We start from the raw sequence: 15,748 nt of genomic DNA, 5'->3' as shown, positions 1-15,748 counted from the left end.
GATCGGAGGCGCATGGGATCGTGATGGTCAACCCTGTCAAAGGCCCATGCGCGCATTTCCTACAAGTAGTACGACATATGTCATCAAAAGCTTTCCTTGCTGAGACCCCTTCTAAGCACAGGCGCCCACCCCGTCAACCGCACCGCATAGGGAAAATGTCGCAAAAAGAATGAAAAACGTAATTTTATTGCTGTTTTTTGATTCGATTTGAAATCTGTCATGTAATCGCGTCCAGCAGCGCCTTGCGGAACAGCTGTGCAACCGGCGATGGTGTTTCTTCCGATCGGGCCATGATGCCGACTGCGCCCGTCGTGGGTTCCATGTTGATGTTCAGCGGCACCAGCCGCCCCTGCGCGATGTCGTCAGCCACGACCCCTTCTGAAATGAACCAGACCGCCTGTGCTGGGCCAAGGGTCACCGTCCGTGCGAAGGCGGCAGAGGTGGTTTCGATCCGGTCGCTGAACAGCGCCTGCCCGCTGGCGATCATCAGACGCGCCACAAGCGGGCGGATTGCGGCATCTTTTGGGGGGTAAAGCACGGGATATCCCCGGATCTGGTCTAGCTGGACGGCCCCTGCAAGCGGATGTCCGGGTGCCGCGACGATGACGACTGTTTCTTCGCGAAGCTGGGTGAACGATAGGCCCGTCATACTGTCCGGTCGGCCCAGCCGCCCCACCACAAGGTCAAGCGCGCCGTTGCGCAAGTGATCTGTCAGATAGGCGTGCGACCCTTCGCGGATATGTAGCACGGTGCCCGGCGATCCGGCACGGAATATCTCAACCGCCCTTGGCACCAACAGGGGCGCGACACTGGGCAGTGCGCCGATGTGCAGCACGCCACCGGTTGCCCCAAGGTTGGCGAGACTGGTCAGCCCGTTTTGCAGCGCGCCGATGCTTTGTTCCGCAAATTGCAGGAAAACCGCGCCTTCGGGCCGCAGTTGCACCCCGGCGCGCCCACGGTCCATCAAGGTGGTGGCAAGGATCGTTTCCAGTTCCTTGAGCGTTTTCGACACCGCTGGCTGCGTCAGGTTCAGCGTATCTGCCGCCAGTTTCAGGCTGCCCGCGCGGGCGATGCCGATGAAGGTTTCAAGGTGGCGGATCTTGATGCGGCGGTTCATTTGCTTTCCATAATGGATAAGTATTCAGCAAATTATGTCATTTTACATGCCGTTTGGGAATGTGCGATAGTTCTTGGAGGGTGGAAAATGTCATGCAAACGCAGATCGTGATTATTGGCGGCGGGCCGTCGGGGCTATTGCTGGCGCAGCTTTTGCAGGGTCGGGGCATCGACAGCGTCGTGCTGGAACGCAAGACCAAGGACTATGTGCTGGGCCGGATCCGCGCGGGCGTGCTGGAACGTGGCCTACTGGACCTGATGCGCGAGGCGGGCGTGGCAGAGCGGATGGACAAAGAGGGCATTCCCCACAACGGCACCCTGATTTCTCATGGCGATGAGATGTTCCGCATTGGGTTCACGGAACATACCGGTCACGCGGTCATGGTTTATGGCCAGACAGAGGTGACGCGCGATCTGTATGAAGCGCGGGAAAAATCCGGCGGAAAGATCGAATTCAACGTGGAAAACGTCAGGATTCATGACGCGGATCGTGATGCCCCCTATGTCACCTATGAGGTTGATGGCGAAAGCCGCCGGATTGATTGTGACTTTGTCGCCGGCTGCGATGGGTTTCATGGTATCAGCCGTCACACGATCCCTACCGATGTGCGTCGCGAATATGAAAAGGTCTATCCCTTCGGGTGGCTGGGCATCCTGTCGGAAACGCCGCCTGTTAACCACGAATTGATCTATGCCACGTCCGAGCGCGGCTTTGCCTTGTGTTCCATGCGCAATGAAAACCTGAGCCGCTATTACATCCAGTGTTCGCTGGACGAAAAGGCCGAGGATTGGTCAGATGATGCGTTCTGGGCAGAGCTGAAGCGCCGCATTCCCGCCGATCAGGCCGCGAAACTTGTCACCGGGCCGTCGATCGAGAAAAGCATCGCGCCGCTGCGGTCGTTCGTGACGGAACCGATGCGCTGGGGCCGGTTGTTCCTGTGTGGTGATGCCGCGCATATCGTGCCGCCAACCGGGGCAAAGGGGCTGAACACTGCGGCGTCGGATGTGAATTATCTGTTCCGGGGACTGACCGATTTCTATGAAAACGGCAGCACCGCCGGGATAGATGGCTATTCGGAAAAGGCGCTTGCACGTGTGTGGAAGGTAGAGCGTTTCAGTTGGTGGTTTTCATCGCTGATGCATCGCTATCCCGATCAGACCGATTTCGACCAGAAAATGCAGTGGGCCGAACTTGAATTCCTGCGGTCCAATGATGCAGCACAAAAGGCGATGGCCGAAAACTATGTGGGCTTGCCCTATGACTGATCGTACGACAACAGGTATGCGCGTCCGACGCGAGGTTCTGGGCGATGCGCATGTCGACCGGGCCGAAGCGGCTAAAACCGCGTTTGATCTGCCATTCCAGCAGATGATTACCGAAACGGCCTGGGGTAATCTGTGGGCCGATGACAGTATCAGCCGCCGTGAAAGATCGATGCTGACGCTGGCATTGCTGGCCGCCACGGGCAATTTTGACGAAATCCCGATGCACATTCGCGCCACCGCCAACACAGGGGCCAGCAAGGATGACGTCATGCAGGCGCTGCTGCATGTGGCTGTCTATGCCGGGGTGCCAAAGGCCAATCATGCGATTAAGCTGGCCAAACAAACCTATGCCGAAATGGAGGCACAACCGTGACCCAGGGTTTCATCCGCCGCGACCGCGACTGGCACCCGCCCGCGCTGCATCGCCCCTATAAGACCAGCGTCAAACGCTCACCGCAATTCGCGCCGCTGTCGTTTCCGACGTCATTAGGCGAAGAAACCGGGCCGGTGTTCGGCCATGATATGCTGGGCCCGCTGGATAACGACCTGATCCTGAACTTTGCGCAGCCGGGCGAAATGGCGATTGGTCCGCGCATCATCGTGCAGGGCCGTGTGCTGGATGAATTGGGGCGCGGTGTGCCCGGCGCGCTGGTCGAGGTGTGGCAGGCCAATGCCGGAGGCCGTTATCGCCATAAAAAGGAAAGCTACCTTGCGCCGCTGGACCCGAATTTCGGCGGCTGCGGGCGTGTGATTACCGATGAGCAGGGCAATTACGAATTCCGCACGATCCAGCCCGGCCCCTACCCATGGCCCAATGGCCCCAATGACTGGCGGCCCGCGCATATCCATTTCAGCGTATTCGGGCATGCCTTTGCCCAGCGCCTGATCACGCAGATGTATTTCGATGGCGACCCGATGATCTGGCAGTGCCCTATCGTTGGTTCCATTTCACAGCCAGAGGCGATCGAGACGCTGATTGCCAGACTGGACATGAACCAGACCATTCCGATGGATGCGCGTGCCTACCGGTTCGATATCGTTCTGCGCGGTGCCCGCCAGACCATGTTCGAAAACCGCCAAGAGGGAAGCTAATGACATACCACAAGGAAAGCCCGTCACAGACCGCAGGCCCCTATGTGCATATTGGCTGCACGCCGAATTTTGCCGGGATCAGCATGTATGACGGCGATCTTGGCGCGTCGCTGAAGCGTGGTCCCGTCAACGGGCAGGAAATCACCGTGACCGGCACGGTGTTCGATGGTGCGGGAACACCGCTGCGCGATGCCTTGATCGAGATATGGCAGGCAGATGCCGACGGGATATTTCCCGCAAGGAATGAAACGCGCGGTCAGGCGGACCCGAATTTCACCGGGTGGGGGCGCACGGCGGGCGATGCGGAAACAGGTCAGTTCACCTTTGACACGGTAAAACCGGGGCAGGTGCCGTGGCGCGACGGCAGTTTGCAGGCACCGCACATCACCTTCTGGATCGTGGCACGCGGCGTCAATATTGGCCTGCAGACACGGATGTATTTTGAGGATGAACCGGATGCGAACGCGGGCGATCCGATCCTGAAGCGGATAGAACACCGTAGCCGCATCGACACGCTTTTGGCGCGCAAGACGGGCAAAGGCGCCTATCATTTCGACATCGTGCTACAGGGCGAAGGCGAGACGATATTCTTTGATATCTAGGCGGCCGATCCCATATCCGTGATCTGGTCAAGTAAATCCGCGGCATGCCGCAGGCTTGCGCCGGTCGCCTCGGCCATTTGCGGCAACACCAGCCATTCAAGTGTCCAGGCGCTGCCTGATCGTTCCTGTTCGTGGATCAATGCACCACCCAAGGTGCCTTGTTGGCCTGCCACATAGCGGGCCAGCGCCACCAACACTTCGGCCTTGATCGGGTTTTGCTTGTGCGGCATGGCGGAACTGCCGCCGCCACCTTTCAGGGTGATTTCGCCGATCCCCTGTTGTGCCATCAGGGCAATATCGTGTCCGATTTTCGCAAGCGCCCCACTGGCCAGCACCAGCCAGTGCCCGAAACTGACAAACCCCGACCGGTCGTTGTGCCAGACCGGCCCGTCATGTGACAGGCCCAGCGTGCGGCCCAGCGATGCGGCGATGACCGCGCCATGCCCGCCGACCCCTGCCCGGTTTCCGACAGCGCCGCCATACTGGAGCTTGCCGATCTCGGCGCGCAGGGCAGGCAACCGTGCCAGCGCACCCGTGACGGGCGCGGTCCATGCGGCAATCCGGTCACCCGTGGTCATCGGGTTGGCCGCTTGCATCCGGGTCCGGCCCATCAGCGGCTTTGCGCCATGCGCGCTTTTCAGGCGTGTCAGATGCGCCACGATATCCCCAAGCCGGGTTTCCATCAGATCAAGCACATCCAGCAGACAAAGCACGATCGCCGTGTCGATCACATCCTGACTGGTCGCACCCTTGTGAATGGCGATGGCCCCGTCACCCGCCGCCGCCTGAAGCTGTCTGACCAAAGCGGGCACCGGCAGACCGTCGCGGTCACTGCCCGCACCCAGATCGGCGATATCCGGTATGAAATCCGCAATGGCATCCAGCGCCACTTGGGCCGTTTGCACATCGACAATCACCGCATCGCGCAAAGCAATCGTCCAAGCCTGTTCGAAACTGACCATGCGTGCGGTGAATGCCGCGCCTGACAACAGATCGGCAACAGCCGCATCGCGCAGCAGGTCACCAAAGACGTCGGATTGTGCAAAGGTATCTGTCATGTGGCCATGCTGGCTGATTTTGCAGGGACGCACAATTGCTGTTCGGCCCGTCCCCTTTCAGCAATTGGTGGTTTTCTATAAGACAAGGTAAAACAACAGGTGCCCCAATGACCACACCCCTTGATCTTGCCACACGACAGGCGCTGCCTGATGCGCTGCGCGTCCTGGTCGAAGAATTCCCGCGCGATGCATGGCAACAGCACCAGAATTTTTCCGGGCTGATTGATTTCTGGCTGCAAAAGCACTTGTCTTTTCGCCGCCTGATGGAACGCATGAATGCCGACGCGGAACTGGCGCTGGATCGCAACGCCGATCCGATGCGCTACAAACAGGCGCTGTCGCGGTTCGGGGGGATGCTGATCAACGAACTGCATGGGCACCACCAGATCGAGGATGCGCATTATTTTCCCGTCATGGCAGGGCTTGATCAAAAGGTGTCCGCCGGGTTTGACTTGCTGGACAAGGATCATCACGCTCTTGATGGGATACTGGCGGGGCTGACCAACGGGGCAAACGCGGTGTTGCAAGACCGGGAAGGCAAGAATGCGTTCCGCGACAAGGTCGCCGCCTTTCGGGGGCAGTTGCGGGATTTCGACCCAATGTTGAATCGGCACCTGATTGACGAAGAGGAATTGGTCGTGCCGGTCCTGTTGAAATACGCCCCCGCGCAATTCCGCTGACCGGCACGGGGTCTGCCAGGTAATTCGGCGTTCACGCAGCGCACATTGAAGCAGACCAGGAAAGCCAGACCCTTGGCTGAAGCTGGCTCAATGGCGAAAACTTTGTTTCATCTTACCCCTTGGTCAGGCCTATGCGCAGGCGACCATCGACGTGACAGTCACATATCGCGAGCGTATCGCGCTGCCACCTCTTGCCGAGCTTCATTTGCAATTACTTGATGTTTCACGCGCCGATGCAGCAGCCAGGCCGCTTGCATTTCAGCGATATCTGATGACGGGCGTGCCTTTGCAAGTTGCACTGCAATATGATGCGGACCTTATTGCGCCGGAAGGCGTCTATTCGCTGGCCGCATCAATCTGGTCTGGCCATGTCCGCATTTTCCAAAGCACTGAAAGATATGATCCCGTCTTGGGTTCCGAGAACGCGACATCAGAGATGATCCTCGCTGCGGTTGGCGAAGCTGACGCAGCATCCCCGACTTCACCGCGCACTACAGGGGTAGAATGGGCGATCACCGAGGTCGCTGGGGAGCCATGGTCAAACAATGACCCGGCGACCCTCATAATTGACGATGAAAGGAACTTTGCACTCTTCGGTGGCTGTAATCGCTTCATCGGGGAATTGTTCCAGATTGATGGCGAAATTTCATTCCCTGCGAATTTTGCCGGAACGATGATGGCTTGCCCTGATGAGGTTGAGAGGCTGGAAAGGCGCGTATTGGACGCCTTGCCACGCGTGTCCAGCTATGTGTGTTATTTGACCGGTCTTGTGATGATGGATGCCAATGGCGTTGTTATAATGCATTTCGCCGAGCGGCCTGCGTAGCGACCGTGTCCTCCAAAAACGGTTGGGCAAGTGGTCTCTCACTGAGTTACCCCCGAAATTCGGACACTGACGTAAGCTGCGATTTGTAGTCTGCTGATCTTCAACACGAAGGAGATCGGACATGTCGAAACGAAAGCAACATCACCCAGAGTTTAAGGCCAAGGTCGCGTTGGAGGCGCTGAAGGGCGAGGAGACGGTCAGTGAGTTGGCCAGTCGGTTTGGTGTCCTTCCAACGATGATCCATCAATGGAAGCGTGCCTTGCTTGAAGGCGCGTCAGGCGTATTTGAGCGTGGCTGCCGGAAGGCACCGGAAGTTGATGAAGAGCAGGTCAAAGACCTCCATGCCAAGATCGGGGAGTTGGCCGTCGCCAACGATTTTTTGGCAAGAAAGCTCAGACCCGGCATCGCCAAGCAGATCCTCAGGCCGCTCGCAGCCTTTCAGAAGTTCGTCCAGCAGTTCCTTGGAAATGGTCATCTTCATTGCTCCTCTCAGGAAGCATGGACCAAATCCCAGTTACACAGAAGATCGGATACTCTTCGTTATCGCCCTGATATGTAAGGTTCGCCGCGTCAATGCCCGAGGTCTGCTGTGTGGGACCAGGACGACATTGGCTCAGCCGCTCATCATTTTTTTGATACCGCTGATGAAAGTCGCATCATCCTGGCCTTTTCGTGCGTCCAACAGCCTCTCCGCATCCTCTCCCGCACGGAAGCGCAGCCTGTCGCCGGTCTCATTTGCGGCATTCCAGATGACCTCGGCCACCGTTTCGGGCGCGGAGGGATTTGAGGCCAGCTTGCCAAACAGGCGGCCCATGGCCTGGGCGGTCGGCGCATAGTCCGAAAGGCCTTCATCCATCGCGAAATCAAATGAACTGCCGCCGAAGTTCGTCCTGATCATGCCAGGTTCCACGATCCGAACCCGAATGCCAAGCGGTTCAAGCTCAAAATGCAGCGCCTCTGAGAGGCCTTCGACTGCGAACTTGGTGCCGTGATACAGTGTTCCGAGGGGAAAGGTGATCTGGCCGCCGATGGAAGAGATATTGATGATTGTGCCCGTCCGGTTCTGGCGCATATGGGGCAGAACGGCTTTGGTCACCTCCAGAAGTCCGATCACATTGGTGTCGAATTGGCGGCGGATCCGGTCCATCGTGAACGCCTCAAGTGCACCGTAGGCGCCGTAGCCCGCGTTATTGAGCAACACGTCGACCTTGCCGAAACGGTCGATGCCCGCTGCAACTGCCGCCGTGATCGACGCCGCATCGGTGACATCCAGCCGCGTCACGAGCACGTTGTCCAGACTGCCAAGCGCGCTCCCGTTGGAAGGGTCGCGCATTGTCGCGATCACATTCCAGTCGTTTGCCTGAAAGTGCCGCGCCGTTGCTTCACCGATGCCGGATGAGGCCCCTGTGATTAGTATGGTTTTCATATTTGCCTCCTCAAGCATTCAAGCCGAGCATCTGTTCGATGCCGAAGTTGGTCAGGACTGTGCGGGTGACGTCATGGAGCACGTCGTTGTAGCGCTCGATTTCAGGGCCCACCCCGACATAGTCTACGACCGTGCGAAAAGGCTTTTGCCCAAACGGCATGTCCAGAAGTGCGACGACGGCTTCGGAGATCCGCTCAGGCCGCTGCATCGGTGTCGCTTCGAGCATCTGTGCCAGCCCTGCATTGGACATGGCGGGCACAGTGGCGAAGTCACCGTATTCGGCCTCGCGCGCAGCATCGTTGGGTGCGATCAACCCGTCGAAAAACGCTGTCGGCATGGCCCCGGGTTCGATGATGCAAGACTCGATGCCGAAGCCCGAAAGCTCGGTCCGATAGCATTCGACGATGGCTTCAAGGGCCCATTTCGATGCAGAATAGGTGCCGTAGAACGGGGTCGCGATGCGTCCGATCAGGCTGGAGGTATAGAGCACTGTTCCGCTGGCTTGCGCTCGGAGATGCGGAAGTGCAGCGCGCATGACCCGCTGAACGCCGATCACATTCACGTCGAAAACCCGCGCCATGTCCTCTGGCGACATCAGCTCCTGGATGCCGTAGGAGCCGATCCCGGCGTTGTTGAACAAGATGTCGAGCCCGCCGAGTTGCGAGATCGCATCGATGACACCGCGCTCGGTGCTCGCAGCGTCAGTGACGTCCATTTCGACAATCCTTGCGCCTGCCGCTTCGAGTTCAGCAACGGTCGCGGCATTCCTCCCGCTGCGACTGCGGACACTCCCGGCGACAGCATGACCCCTTGCCAGAAGCGCCAGCGCCGTTGGCTTGCCGAAGCCACCTGCGATGCCGGTGATCAGAACGTTTTTCATCTTTGTCACCCCTTCATGTCGATTTGAACACGATATTCAGAGAATGCGTGGAAATCTTTCAGATTTGTCCGGTTTTCTTGCACGATCCTCCAAGTCATGGTGATTTTCAGTAAAATCGTGCGCTTTGCCATGCTATGGCTCTGGCAGAACAAGGGAGAAGATCATGAAACATGAAACACTTCTGCACCGCGTGTCGTCGATCCTTGACCAATCGGGATTGCGGCAGGGCGCGCTGTTTCATGGGGACAGCGGGACTCATTTGCTGCGCCACGAAGCCCCTACAGGCCAGAACGCAACCGTCTATCGCCCGCTGCTCTGCCTCATCCTGCAGGGCGCCAAGGACGTAGGTACAAGCGCCAAGACATTGACGGTACGTGCTGGGCAATCCCTGATTGTCAGTCACGCCTTGCCGGTGTTATCGAGGATTACTGATGCAGCGCCCGAGACCCCATACATCGCGGTTGTCTTTCCCCTTGATCTTGATCTGCTCCGCTCTTTGGCACCTGCTGTCTTGCCTTCAGCAGACGGCAGGCCGTCGGACCCGTTTTCAATACATCTGTGCAAGACGGATGAAGAAATCGACGCCGCTCTGCTGCGCTACTACAGCCAGTGCGAAACAGACGCGGCACGGCGTCTGTTGGCCCCTATTACCGTAAGGGAAATCCACGCCCGATTGTTGATGGGCCCCCACGGCGATACGCTGCACAGATTGCTTTGGCACGAAAGCACCGCCAGCCGCATCTTTCAGGCTACGCGGGACATCCAGAGCCACCTCACCAAAACGATCGTCGTCAAGGACCTTGCCCGGGACGTCGGCATGAGCAACTCAGTCTTTTTTGAGCAATTCAAGGCCGTGACCGGTACGTCACCGCTGCAATATCAAAAAGACCTCCGCCTGCTCAGAGCGCGGGAAGCCCTCCAAACCTCCAACGCAAAAGTGTCGGAGATCGCATTCCGAGTCGGCTACGAAAGCTCGGCGCAGTTTTCTAGGGAGTATTCCCGCAAATTCGGCCGGTCGCCCAGGAATGACCGAGAGCTCGTGGCAATCGCGTGATCCATTTTATAGCTTAAGGCATGTCTTCTGATGTGCGTATGCTGCGACTGCAATCTTAGCAGGTAATGGGATGTACCTGCTACTTCTCCTATATGCAGTATAGGCCCAGCCTAACCCGCTGGGTGAAGCAGCCGGTACATCTCAAACTACCGAATGCTGCAATACAAACCGACGTCCGAAAAGGACTGTCGAGGGGCCATTTAAAGGTGGCCTCGATACACCTGGCACAAACAGCTCGCGGCTGAAAAGAAGGCCTTTGTCGCCGTCACTCTATTCATCGGTTCACCGGCGGCGGTGCATGAGGCTCATCAACCGCGCCTGCCGTTCAAAAGGCTCTGCAGGTGTCGCGCAACCAGCCTCGCCGTCCATCATCCGCCGTACCATCACAGTGGCAATGCCGGCGAAGATCACGCCAGCCAATGCTTGCCCGATCAGCACATCTGGAACGCCAAAAAGCGATGCCCCTGCCAGCACCAAGGGTACGGTTCCCACCGTGTGTGGACCTGTCGCGGTTTGATGCCGCTCCTTTGATAGCATTTACTGCAACAAAGGAGACGAACTATGGGAACGAAACGGAGGGACGAATTCCGTGCTGATGCGGTGCGGATTGCGCTGATGAGCGGGCTGACCAGAAAGCAGGTGGCATCTGACTTGGGCGTTGGCCTGTCGACGCTGAACAAATGGGTCACGGCGCATCGCGACATGGATGTTGTGTCTGACAAAGATCTGGACCTTGCCCGCGAGAACGAACGTCTTCGTCGTGAGAACCGTATCCTGAAGGAGGAGAGGGATATTCTAAAAAAGGCCACGGCCTTCTTCGCGAGCCAAAAGCCATGAGGTTTCGGTTCATCGAAGAGCAAGGCCGCGAATTCCCGACCAACCGCCTTTGCCAGGTTTTGGAAGTCAGCGAACGAGGCTTACGTGCCTATCGCAGCCGACCAGCCAGCCAAAGACAGCGGGCCGACATGGTTGTCTTGGCCCACATCAAGGAACAATCACGTCTCAGCCTGGGCAGCTATGGCTGGCCGAGAATGACGGAGGAGTTGAAAGAACTTGGTCTGAACGTCGGGCATCGTCGTGTGGGACGTTTGATGCGCGAGAATGGTATCCGTGTCGAACGATCCAAGAAATACAAGGTGACCACCGACAGCAACCACGCCTTTAACATCGCGCCTAACCTGCTGAACCGGGACTTCCATGCCGATCAACCGAACCAGAAATGGGCCGGAGACATCAGCTATGTCTGGACACGCGAAGGATGGCTTTACCTGGCCGTCATTCTGGACCTGCATTCAAGGCGCGTTATTGGCTGGGCTGTCAGCAACCGGATGAAGCGCGACCTGGCGATCCGGGCGTTGAAGATGGCGGTTGCACTGCGCCAACCATCCAAAGGCTGTATTCATCACACCGATCGCAGGTCGCAATACGGCTCACACGACTACCAGAAGCTCCTGCGCCAGCACGGGTTCAAGGTATCGATGAGCGGCAAAGGCAATTGTTACGACAACTCCGCTGTCGAGACGTTCTTCAAGACGATCAAGGCCGAGCTGATCTGGCGAAGGTCGTGGCAAACGCGCAGAGACGCCAAACTGGCCATCTTCCAATACATCAACGGCTTCTACAATCCACGCCGAAGGCACTCAGCCCTTGGCTGGAAGAGCCCCTTGGCTTTCGAAGCGAAGGCTGCATAAGTGAGCAATCGGAGCGGCACGAAAGCGTGACAGGTCCACGATGTTCCAGCGTCGCGTCAGGACAACCACCGCTTCGCCGGCGTCTGAAGGCCGCATCACCCGCGGATGACGTGCGAAAAGGACATCATGTCTTTTTCGATAAGAAACAGCAGGCCGCTATCCTTAAGACACAACGAACCAATAGCACATCTGCGACGCGTCTTCAGTCAGGCTGCGCTTCACTTAGGACTTTCCGCGCAACCCTGAAGCACTCGAGTGCTTGAGGGACACCACAGTAGATACCGATGACATGTATGATCGCACGAAGCTCATCTTGGGTGACGCCGTTGGTCAATGCGCCACGGCAGTGGGTTTCCCACTCGGTCATTTTGCCCAAGGCCCCGATCATCGACAGATTCATCATGGACCGGGTTTTGGCGTCGATCACATCGTCACCCCATCCGAACCCCCAGCACCATGCCGTCATTGCCTCTTGGAACGGACGGGTAAAATCATCTGCGGCGGCAAGGTTCTTTTCCACATATTCTGCACCCAGAGTGGCTTTGCGCTGCTCTAGGCCCTTCAGAAACAGATCTTCGTCAAATGCACTCATGAATTATCCCTTCAGCCTGACGGCGACGTTCTTGGTTTGCACGTAATTCCAAAGCGCCTCGCGCCCCTTTTCCCGGCCATAGCCGGATTTGCCGTAGCCACCAAAGGGCGTCTCGACGCCGCCTGCATACCATTCGTTGACAAAAACCTGCCCCGCTCGCAAGTGCCGCGCGGCACGGGTGGCGCGATCCAGATCGGCGGTAAAGACACCCGCGACCAACCCGTAATCCGTGCTGTTGGCGATTTCGATCGCCTGCGTATCGGTGCGGAACGGCATCACTGACAGGACGGGGCCAAAGACTTCTTGCTGCGCGATGTCCATGTCCGGTGTGACCGACAGCACCGTAGGCTCCATGAACGCGCCTTTGCGATTTAACGCGTGGCCACCCGTGATCAGCCCTGCATGTTGCGCTTGGGCTGTTTTGACCATTTCAAGCGCGCGATCGCGTTGTGATTCTGACACCATGGCCCCCATGTTGGCGCCGAATTCACTGCGCTCGATACCAGGGCCGACCGAGAGGCTGCGAGCGACACGCTCTGCGCGCTCGAGCATTTCGGCGTGGCGGCTTTCATGCACAATCACGCGGGACATCGCGGAACAGACTTGGCCTGCGTTGAAATAGATGCCCCATCTGATATCAATCTCGAACGCGTCCAAGTCGGCATCTTCGTGCACAATCGCGGCTGATTTGCCGCCCAGCTCCAACACGCAAGGCACCACGTTTCCAGCAGCCGCCGTAGCAATGGCGATGCCTGTCCGAACAGACCCGGTAAAGACTATCTGGTTCAATTGGGGGTGCGCCGACAGGGCTGCGCCCGCCTCCTGCCCCAATCCGCACAGGATATTGACCGCACCGTGGGGCAAGCCCACCGCCTCGGCTGCATGGGCGAACCATGCGTTGGTCAGAGGCGTCAACTCGGGCGTTTTGATCACGCAGGCATTTCCTGTGGCGAGCGCCGCCGACAGGGATCGCGCCGTCATCTCAAGCGGGTAGTTCCAAGGGATGATCTGGGCCGAAACACCGAGCGGCTCATGTTCTGTCCAGTCGAAATACCCCGCACCCAGTGGAATCGAACGCCCCTCGACCGTACTGGCCTGATTGCCGTAGTATTCGAAGTAAAGTGCTGCACCTTCGACCTCGATCACGCTTTCCCAAAGCGGTTTGCCCTGCTCCAGCGTGAGAACACGGGCGATCTCGTCCTTGTGCTCCAACAGATAGCGGCCCATGGCCTGCACCAGACGGCCCCGTTCGATGGGGCGCATATCGCGCAATGCGCCCGAATGATGGACCCGCCGCGCAGCCTGCACGGCCTGGTCCACGTCGGCGGCATCGGCAAGTGCCTGAGCAGCGAGAACCGTGCCTGTTGCAGGATCAAGCACGTCAATGCGCCCTGCCCCACCGTCGCACCAAGCGCCGTCGATTTAGTTCTTCCAGTAGGGTTGGATCTCAGCCATCGATCGCCTCGCGCATCCAGCGTTGCAAATGCAGGATGGAGTGTTCGGAATTCACGCCACATTTTGGATCAACGACCAAGGGCCCCGGCACATACCCACGGGACCTGAGTCCGCGCTGCACGCTTTCGACCAGATGAATATCTTCCTCGACAGTGGTGGCGCGGTCCTGCTGCGCCAGGCGCCGCACGGTTTCATCATCATACCCGCCGACCGAATACCAGCCGCGCCAGACCACGACGTGATCGGCATCTATCGCGCGCCAGTGGTAGGTGTTCAAAAGGTTGCCGGGGTAGACCTGAAACGAGAACATCGGCCAGAGGAACCAGCTGGAATATTTGTCGTTGTTTGCGAACCCACTGTTGATATCATAGCTCATCTGATCAAGCGGGCCGGACTCAGTCGTGTGGCGCAGGCAATAACCCTGCGGCTGGATATCATACGTTTCGGGCTTGATCACACCAGTCGAAAAAGTTGGGTGGTTCAGGCTGCAGTGATAGCACTCGGAATAATTCTCGACCGAGACTTTCCAGTTGCAGTTTTCAGGTATCTCCACCCATTCGAGTGGCTTCAATTCGGCCCAATGCGGCACAAAGCTTTCCATCTCGGACCGGGCATTGGGAAACCACACATCCATCGGCGCGGCGTCAGGATCAAGGTTGACAAAGACAAAGCCCAGAAAGACCTCCGTCTGTATTTCGGTCAGGCAGATCTTTGATTTATCGAAACCTTCGACGGACTTGGTGTTGGGCGCCGCACGCAGCCCTCCCGTCAACTCGTAAGTCCAGGCATGATACGGGCAGACGACAACGCGAGTGCTGCCTGCGCCGCTGACCAGTTGATGGGCGCGATGCTGGCAGACGTTGTAGAAAGTACGGATGATCCCGTCGCGGCCCTTGATGCAAAACAGGCTTTCATCTGCAATCTCGAAGGCAAAATAATCGCCCGGGTTTGCCAATTGGCTGGCATGACCCGCAAATTGCCAAGTGCGGGCCAGAACACCAGTTTTCTCAGCGAGAAAAACCATGGGGTCGGTATAGTACCGTGCATCAAGCGACCGGACCGGCTCACTCACCGTGTTCATTCCGATTCCTCCACATAAATGCCAAGCTGGTGGCGGCGATGGTGAAATTTCTCGACCCGTTCAACGATTTCATCTGAGGCCACCGCGATTACGAAGCTCAGTAAAGTTTCAAGCAGGGCAATCGTTGAAACCGAGGACGGGAAAAACTGCGGTGTGTCCACCGCGACGACAAAGCCGTGGTCGGCGGCGCGGATGATCGGGCTGGCGGGGCTGTCGGAAAGGCCGATGATGGTCATGCCCTGTTCCCGCGCGACCTCAATGGCGGCCACCACCTCGGTCCGGTAGGGGCGCATGGACATGGCGATCAGTACGTCGCGGCTATCGGCCCAAGCCAAATCATCCGTCGGGGTCGAACCGGGACGCGGGATGGCGTGGAACTGAACCATGCCTGTCGAGGCAAGATAGGTGAAGTTGCGCGCATTCGCATTGTTCACACCCACGCCAAGGGTAAAGACCTGCCGGCTGGCCCAGATCGCTTCTGCGGCGGCTTTCAGCGCCTCTGCATCAATGCCCGCGAATGTCTCTTCAAGGTTGCGGATCGCACCTTCGACCATATCGGCATAAAGACCGCCTAAATCGCCCGACTTGCGAATGTCCTGCAACCAGCGCGCCCTGTCAGGAAAGCTGACCGCACCGTTGCGGATTGCTTCGCGGAACGGCGCGCGGAAATCTTCATAGCCTTCAAAGCCGACCTGCCGTGCCATCCGCACAAAGGTGTTGGGCTTTACCTTGGCGGCCTCAGCAATCTCGCGCACCGTCGAAACCCCAACGTCATTGGGGTTTTCCAACACGTAGCGCGCGGCTTTCTGCGCTTCGGGCGTCAAGGCGTCCCATTCTTCGGTGAGGCGCTCCAAAACTCTGTGTGATACATTTGTGCCATTCATGATTGACATTGGTACACACGTCCACTTAGCCTGTCCACATGTTTT

Annotated in this window: 17 protein-coding genes and 1 pseudogene; 9 read left to right on the top strand and 9 right to left on the bottom strand. The window is 58.0% G+C overall.

Going from position 1 to position 15,748, the window contains the following annotated elements; genetic code table 11:
* Positions 1-217: 217 nt before the first annotated feature.
* The gene (pcaQ, locus tag ACTG4B_RS14250) at positions 218-1,117 is read right to left on the bottom strand and encodes a pca operon transcription factor PcaQ (RefSeq protein WP_439156366.1); all 900 of its coding nucleotides are present in this window, start codon (positions 1,115-1,117) and stop codon (positions 218-220) included.
* A 92-nt stretch (positions 1,118-1,209) separates the two neighbouring features.
* On the opposite strand from pcaQ, the gene pobA reads away from it, so the two are divergent.
* From pobA to pcaG, 4 genes are read left to right on the top strand one after another with little or no spacing between them, the layout of a single operon-like run.
* Positions 1,210-2,382 carry a 4-hydroxybenzoate 3-monooxygenase gene (gene pobA / locus ACTG4B_RS14245; RefSeq protein WP_439156365.1) on the top strand — a complete coding sequence of 391 codons (1,173 nt, stop codon included), beginning with the start codon at positions 1,210-1,212 and terminating at the stop codon, positions 2,380-2,382.
* Positions 2,375-2,755, top strand: coding sequence for a 4-carboxymuconolactone decarboxylase (gene pcaC / locus ACTG4B_RS14240; RefSeq protein WP_439156364.1), 381 nt, complete (start codon positions 2,375-2,377; stop codon positions 2,753-2,755). The genes pobA and pcaC overlap by 8 nt, the downstream gene beginning before the upstream one ends.
* Positions 2,752-3,474 carry a protocatechuate 3,4-dioxygenase subunit beta gene (gene pcaH, locus ACTG4B_RS14235; protein ID WP_439156363.1) on the top strand — a complete coding sequence of 241 codons (723 nt, stop codon included), beginning with the start codon at positions 2,752-2,754 and terminating at the stop codon, positions 3,472-3,474. Before pcaC ends, pcaH begins: the two co-directional genes overlap by 4 nt.
* The gene (gene pcaG / locus ACTG4B_RS14230; protein WP_439156362.1) at positions 3,474-4,076 is read left to right on the top strand and encodes a protocatechuate 3,4-dioxygenase subunit alpha; all 603 of its coding nucleotides are present in this window, start codon (positions 3,474-3,476) and stop codon (positions 4,074-4,076) included. Before pcaH ends, pcaG begins: the two co-directional genes overlap by 1 nt.
* On the opposite strand, the gene ACTG4B_RS14225 is transcribed toward pcaG, so the two are convergent.
* The gene (locus tag ACTG4B_RS14225) at positions 4,073-5,134 is read right to left on the bottom strand and encodes a 3-carboxy-cis,cis-muconate cycloisomerase (protein WP_439156361.1); all 1,062 of its coding nucleotides are present in this window, start codon (positions 5,132-5,134) and stop codon (positions 4,073-4,075) included. The two genes, pcaG and ACTG4B_RS14225, sit on opposite strands and share 4 nt — an antisense overlap.
* A 107-nt stretch (positions 5,135-5,241) precedes the next feature.
* Here ACTG4B_RS14225 and ACTG4B_RS14220 point away from each other — a divergent pair, with 107 nt between their 5' ends.
* From ACTG4B_RS14220 to ACTG4B_RS14210, 3 genes and pseudogenes are all read left to right on the top strand, one after another.
* Positions 5,242-5,814, top strand: a complete 573-nt coding sequence (locus tag ACTG4B_RS14220) for a hemerythrin domain-containing protein (protein ID WP_439156360.1) — start codon at positions 5,242-5,244, stop codon at positions 5,812-5,814.
* A gap of 76 nt (positions 5,815-5,890) precedes the next feature.
* Positions 5,891-6,640: a YbaY family lipoprotein gene (locus tag ACTG4B_RS14215; RefSeq protein ID WP_439156369.1), complete on the top strand. Its 750-nt coding sequence runs from the start codon at positions 5,891-5,893 to the stop codon at positions 6,638-6,640.
* 121 nt (positions 6,641-6,761) lie between these two features.
* Positions 6,762-6,968, top strand: a pseudogene (locus tag ACTG4B_RS14210) (transposase); the annotation flags it as partial.
* Between the two features lie 285 nt (positions 6,969-7,253).
* Here ACTG4B_RS14210 and ACTG4B_RS14205 read toward each other — a convergent pair.
* The gene (locus ACTG4B_RS14205; RefSeq protein WP_439156359.1) at positions 7,254-8,066 is read right to left on the bottom strand and encodes an SDR family oxidoreductase; all 813 of its coding nucleotides are present in this window, start codon (positions 8,064-8,066) and stop codon (positions 7,254-7,256) included.
* A gap of 10 nt (positions 8,067-8,076) precedes the next feature.
* Positions 8,077-8,946, bottom strand: a complete 870-nt coding sequence (locus tag ACTG4B_RS14200; RefSeq protein WP_439156358.1) for an SDR family NAD(P)-dependent oxidoreductase — start codon at positions 8,944-8,946, stop codon at positions 8,077-8,079.
* Positions 8,947-9,109: 163 nt separating this feature from the next.
* Between ACTG4B_RS14200 and ACTG4B_RS14195 the strand changes: the two genes are divergently transcribed.
* On the top strand, positions 9,110-10,000 hold the full coding sequence (locus ACTG4B_RS14195) for an AraC family transcriptional regulator (protein ID WP_439156357.1): 891 nt from the start codon (positions 9,110-9,112) through the stop codon (positions 9,998-10,000).
* Between the two features lie 282 nt (positions 10,001-10,282).
* Here the strand turns inward: ACTG4B_RS14195 and ACTG4B_RS14190 are convergent, their stop codons facing one another.
* Positions 10,283-10,492: a hypothetical protein gene (locus tag ACTG4B_RS14190; protein WP_439156356.1), complete on the bottom strand. Its 210-nt coding sequence runs from the start codon at positions 10,490-10,492 to the stop codon at positions 10,283-10,285.
* A 69-nt stretch (positions 10,493-10,561) separates the two neighbouring features.
* Here ACTG4B_RS14190 and ACTG4B_RS14185 point away from each other — a divergent pair.
* A protein-coding gene (locus tag ACTG4B_RS14185; RefSeq protein WP_439156355.1) for an IS3 family transposase occupies positions 10,562-11,691 on the top strand; the annotation gives its coding sequence in 2 pieces (ribosomal slippage) (positions 10,562-10,805 and positions 10,805-11,691; 1,131 coding nt in all).
* A 202-nt stretch (positions 11,692-11,893) separates the two neighbouring features.
* Here the strand turns inward: ACTG4B_RS14185 and ACTG4B_RS14180 are convergent.
* From ACTG4B_RS14180 to ACTG4B_RS14165, 4 genes are read right to left on the bottom strand one after another with little or no spacing between them, the layout of a single operon-like run.
* Complete coding sequence (locus ACTG4B_RS14180) at positions 11,894-12,283, bottom strand: carboxymuconolactone decarboxylase family protein (protein ID WP_439156354.1); 390 nt, start codon at positions 12,281-12,283, stop codon at positions 11,894-11,896.
* Between the two features lie 3 nt (positions 12,284-12,286).
* Positions 12,287-13,705, bottom strand: a complete 1,419-nt coding sequence (locus ACTG4B_RS14175; RefSeq protein WP_439156368.1) for an aldehyde dehydrogenase family protein — start codon at positions 13,703-13,705, stop codon at positions 12,287-12,289.
* A 25-nt stretch (positions 13,706-13,730) separates the two neighbouring features.
* Positions 13,731-14,819 carry an aromatic ring-hydroxylating oxygenase subunit alpha gene (locus ACTG4B_RS14170; RefSeq protein ID WP_439156353.1) on the bottom strand — a complete coding sequence of 363 codons (1,089 nt, stop codon included), beginning with the start codon at positions 14,817-14,819 and terminating at the stop codon, positions 13,731-13,733.
* Positions 14,816-15,703 (bottom strand): MurR/RpiR family transcriptional regulator, encoded by an 888-nt coding sequence (locus ACTG4B_RS14165; RefSeq protein ID WP_439156367.1) that lies wholly within the window; start codon positions 15,701-15,703, stop codon positions 14,816-14,818. Before ACTG4B_RS14165 ends, ACTG4B_RS14170 begins: the two co-directional genes overlap by 4 nt.
* Between the last annotated feature and the right edge of the window lie 45 nt (positions 15,704-15,748).

The sequence above is a fragment of the Yoonia sp. genome, from assembly GCF_965660735.1.
Classification (GTDB): domain Bacteria; phylum Pseudomonadota; class Alphaproteobacteria; order Rhodobacterales; family Rhodobacteraceae; genus Yoonia.
The sequence above is the reverse complement of the archived record's forward strand: the minus strand, read 5'-3'. Positions and strand labels throughout refer to the sequence as shown.

Bases quoted from the DNA above. Each gene is read 5' to 3' on its own strand.
- pcaQ (WP_439156366.1), bottom strand. From the start codon at position 1,117: ATGAACCGCCGCATCAAGATCCGCCACCTTGAAACCTTCATCGGCATC.
- ACTG4B_RS14200 (WP_439156358.1), bottom strand. From the start codon at position 8,946: ATGAAAAACGTTCTGATCACCGGCATCGCAGGTGGCTTCGGCAAGCCA.
- ACTG4B_RS14180 (WP_439156354.1), bottom strand. From the start codon at position 12,283: ATGAGTGCATTTGACGAAGATCTGTTTCTGAAGGGCCTAGAGCAGCGC.
- ACTG4B_RS14225 (WP_439156361.1), bottom strand. From the start codon at position 5,134: ATGACAGATACCTTTGCACAATCCGACGTCTTTGGTGACCTGCTGCGC.
- pobA (WP_439156365.1), top strand. From the start codon at position 1,210: ATGCAAACGCAGATCGTGATTATTGGCGGCGGGCCGTCGGGGCTATTG.
- pcaG (WP_439156362.1), top strand. From the start codon at position 3,474: ATGACATACCACAAGGAAAGCCCGTCACAGACCGCAGGCCCCTATGTG.
- ACTG4B_RS14205 (WP_439156359.1), bottom strand. From the start codon at position 8,066: ATGAAAACCATACTAATCACAGGGGCCTCATCCGGCATCGGTGAAGCA.
- pcaC (WP_439156364.1), top strand. From the start codon at position 2,375: ATGACTGATCGTACGACAACAGGTATGCGCGTCCGACGCGAGGTTCTG.
- ACTG4B_RS14195 (WP_439156357.1), top strand. From the start codon at position 9,110: ATGAAACATGAAACACTTCTGCACCGCGTGTCGTCGATCCTTGACCAA.
- ACTG4B_RS14165 (WP_439156367.1), bottom strand. From the start codon at position 15,703: ATGAATGGCACAAATGTATCACACAGAGTTTTGGAGCGCCTCACCGAA.
- ACTG4B_RS14170 (WP_439156353.1), bottom strand. From the start codon at position 14,819: ATGAACACGGTGAGTGAGCCGGTCCGGTCGCTTGATGCACGGTACTAT.
- ACTG4B_RS14220 (WP_439156360.1), top strand. From the start codon at position 5,242: ATGACCACACCCCTTGATCTTGCCACACGACAGGCGCTGCCTGATGCG.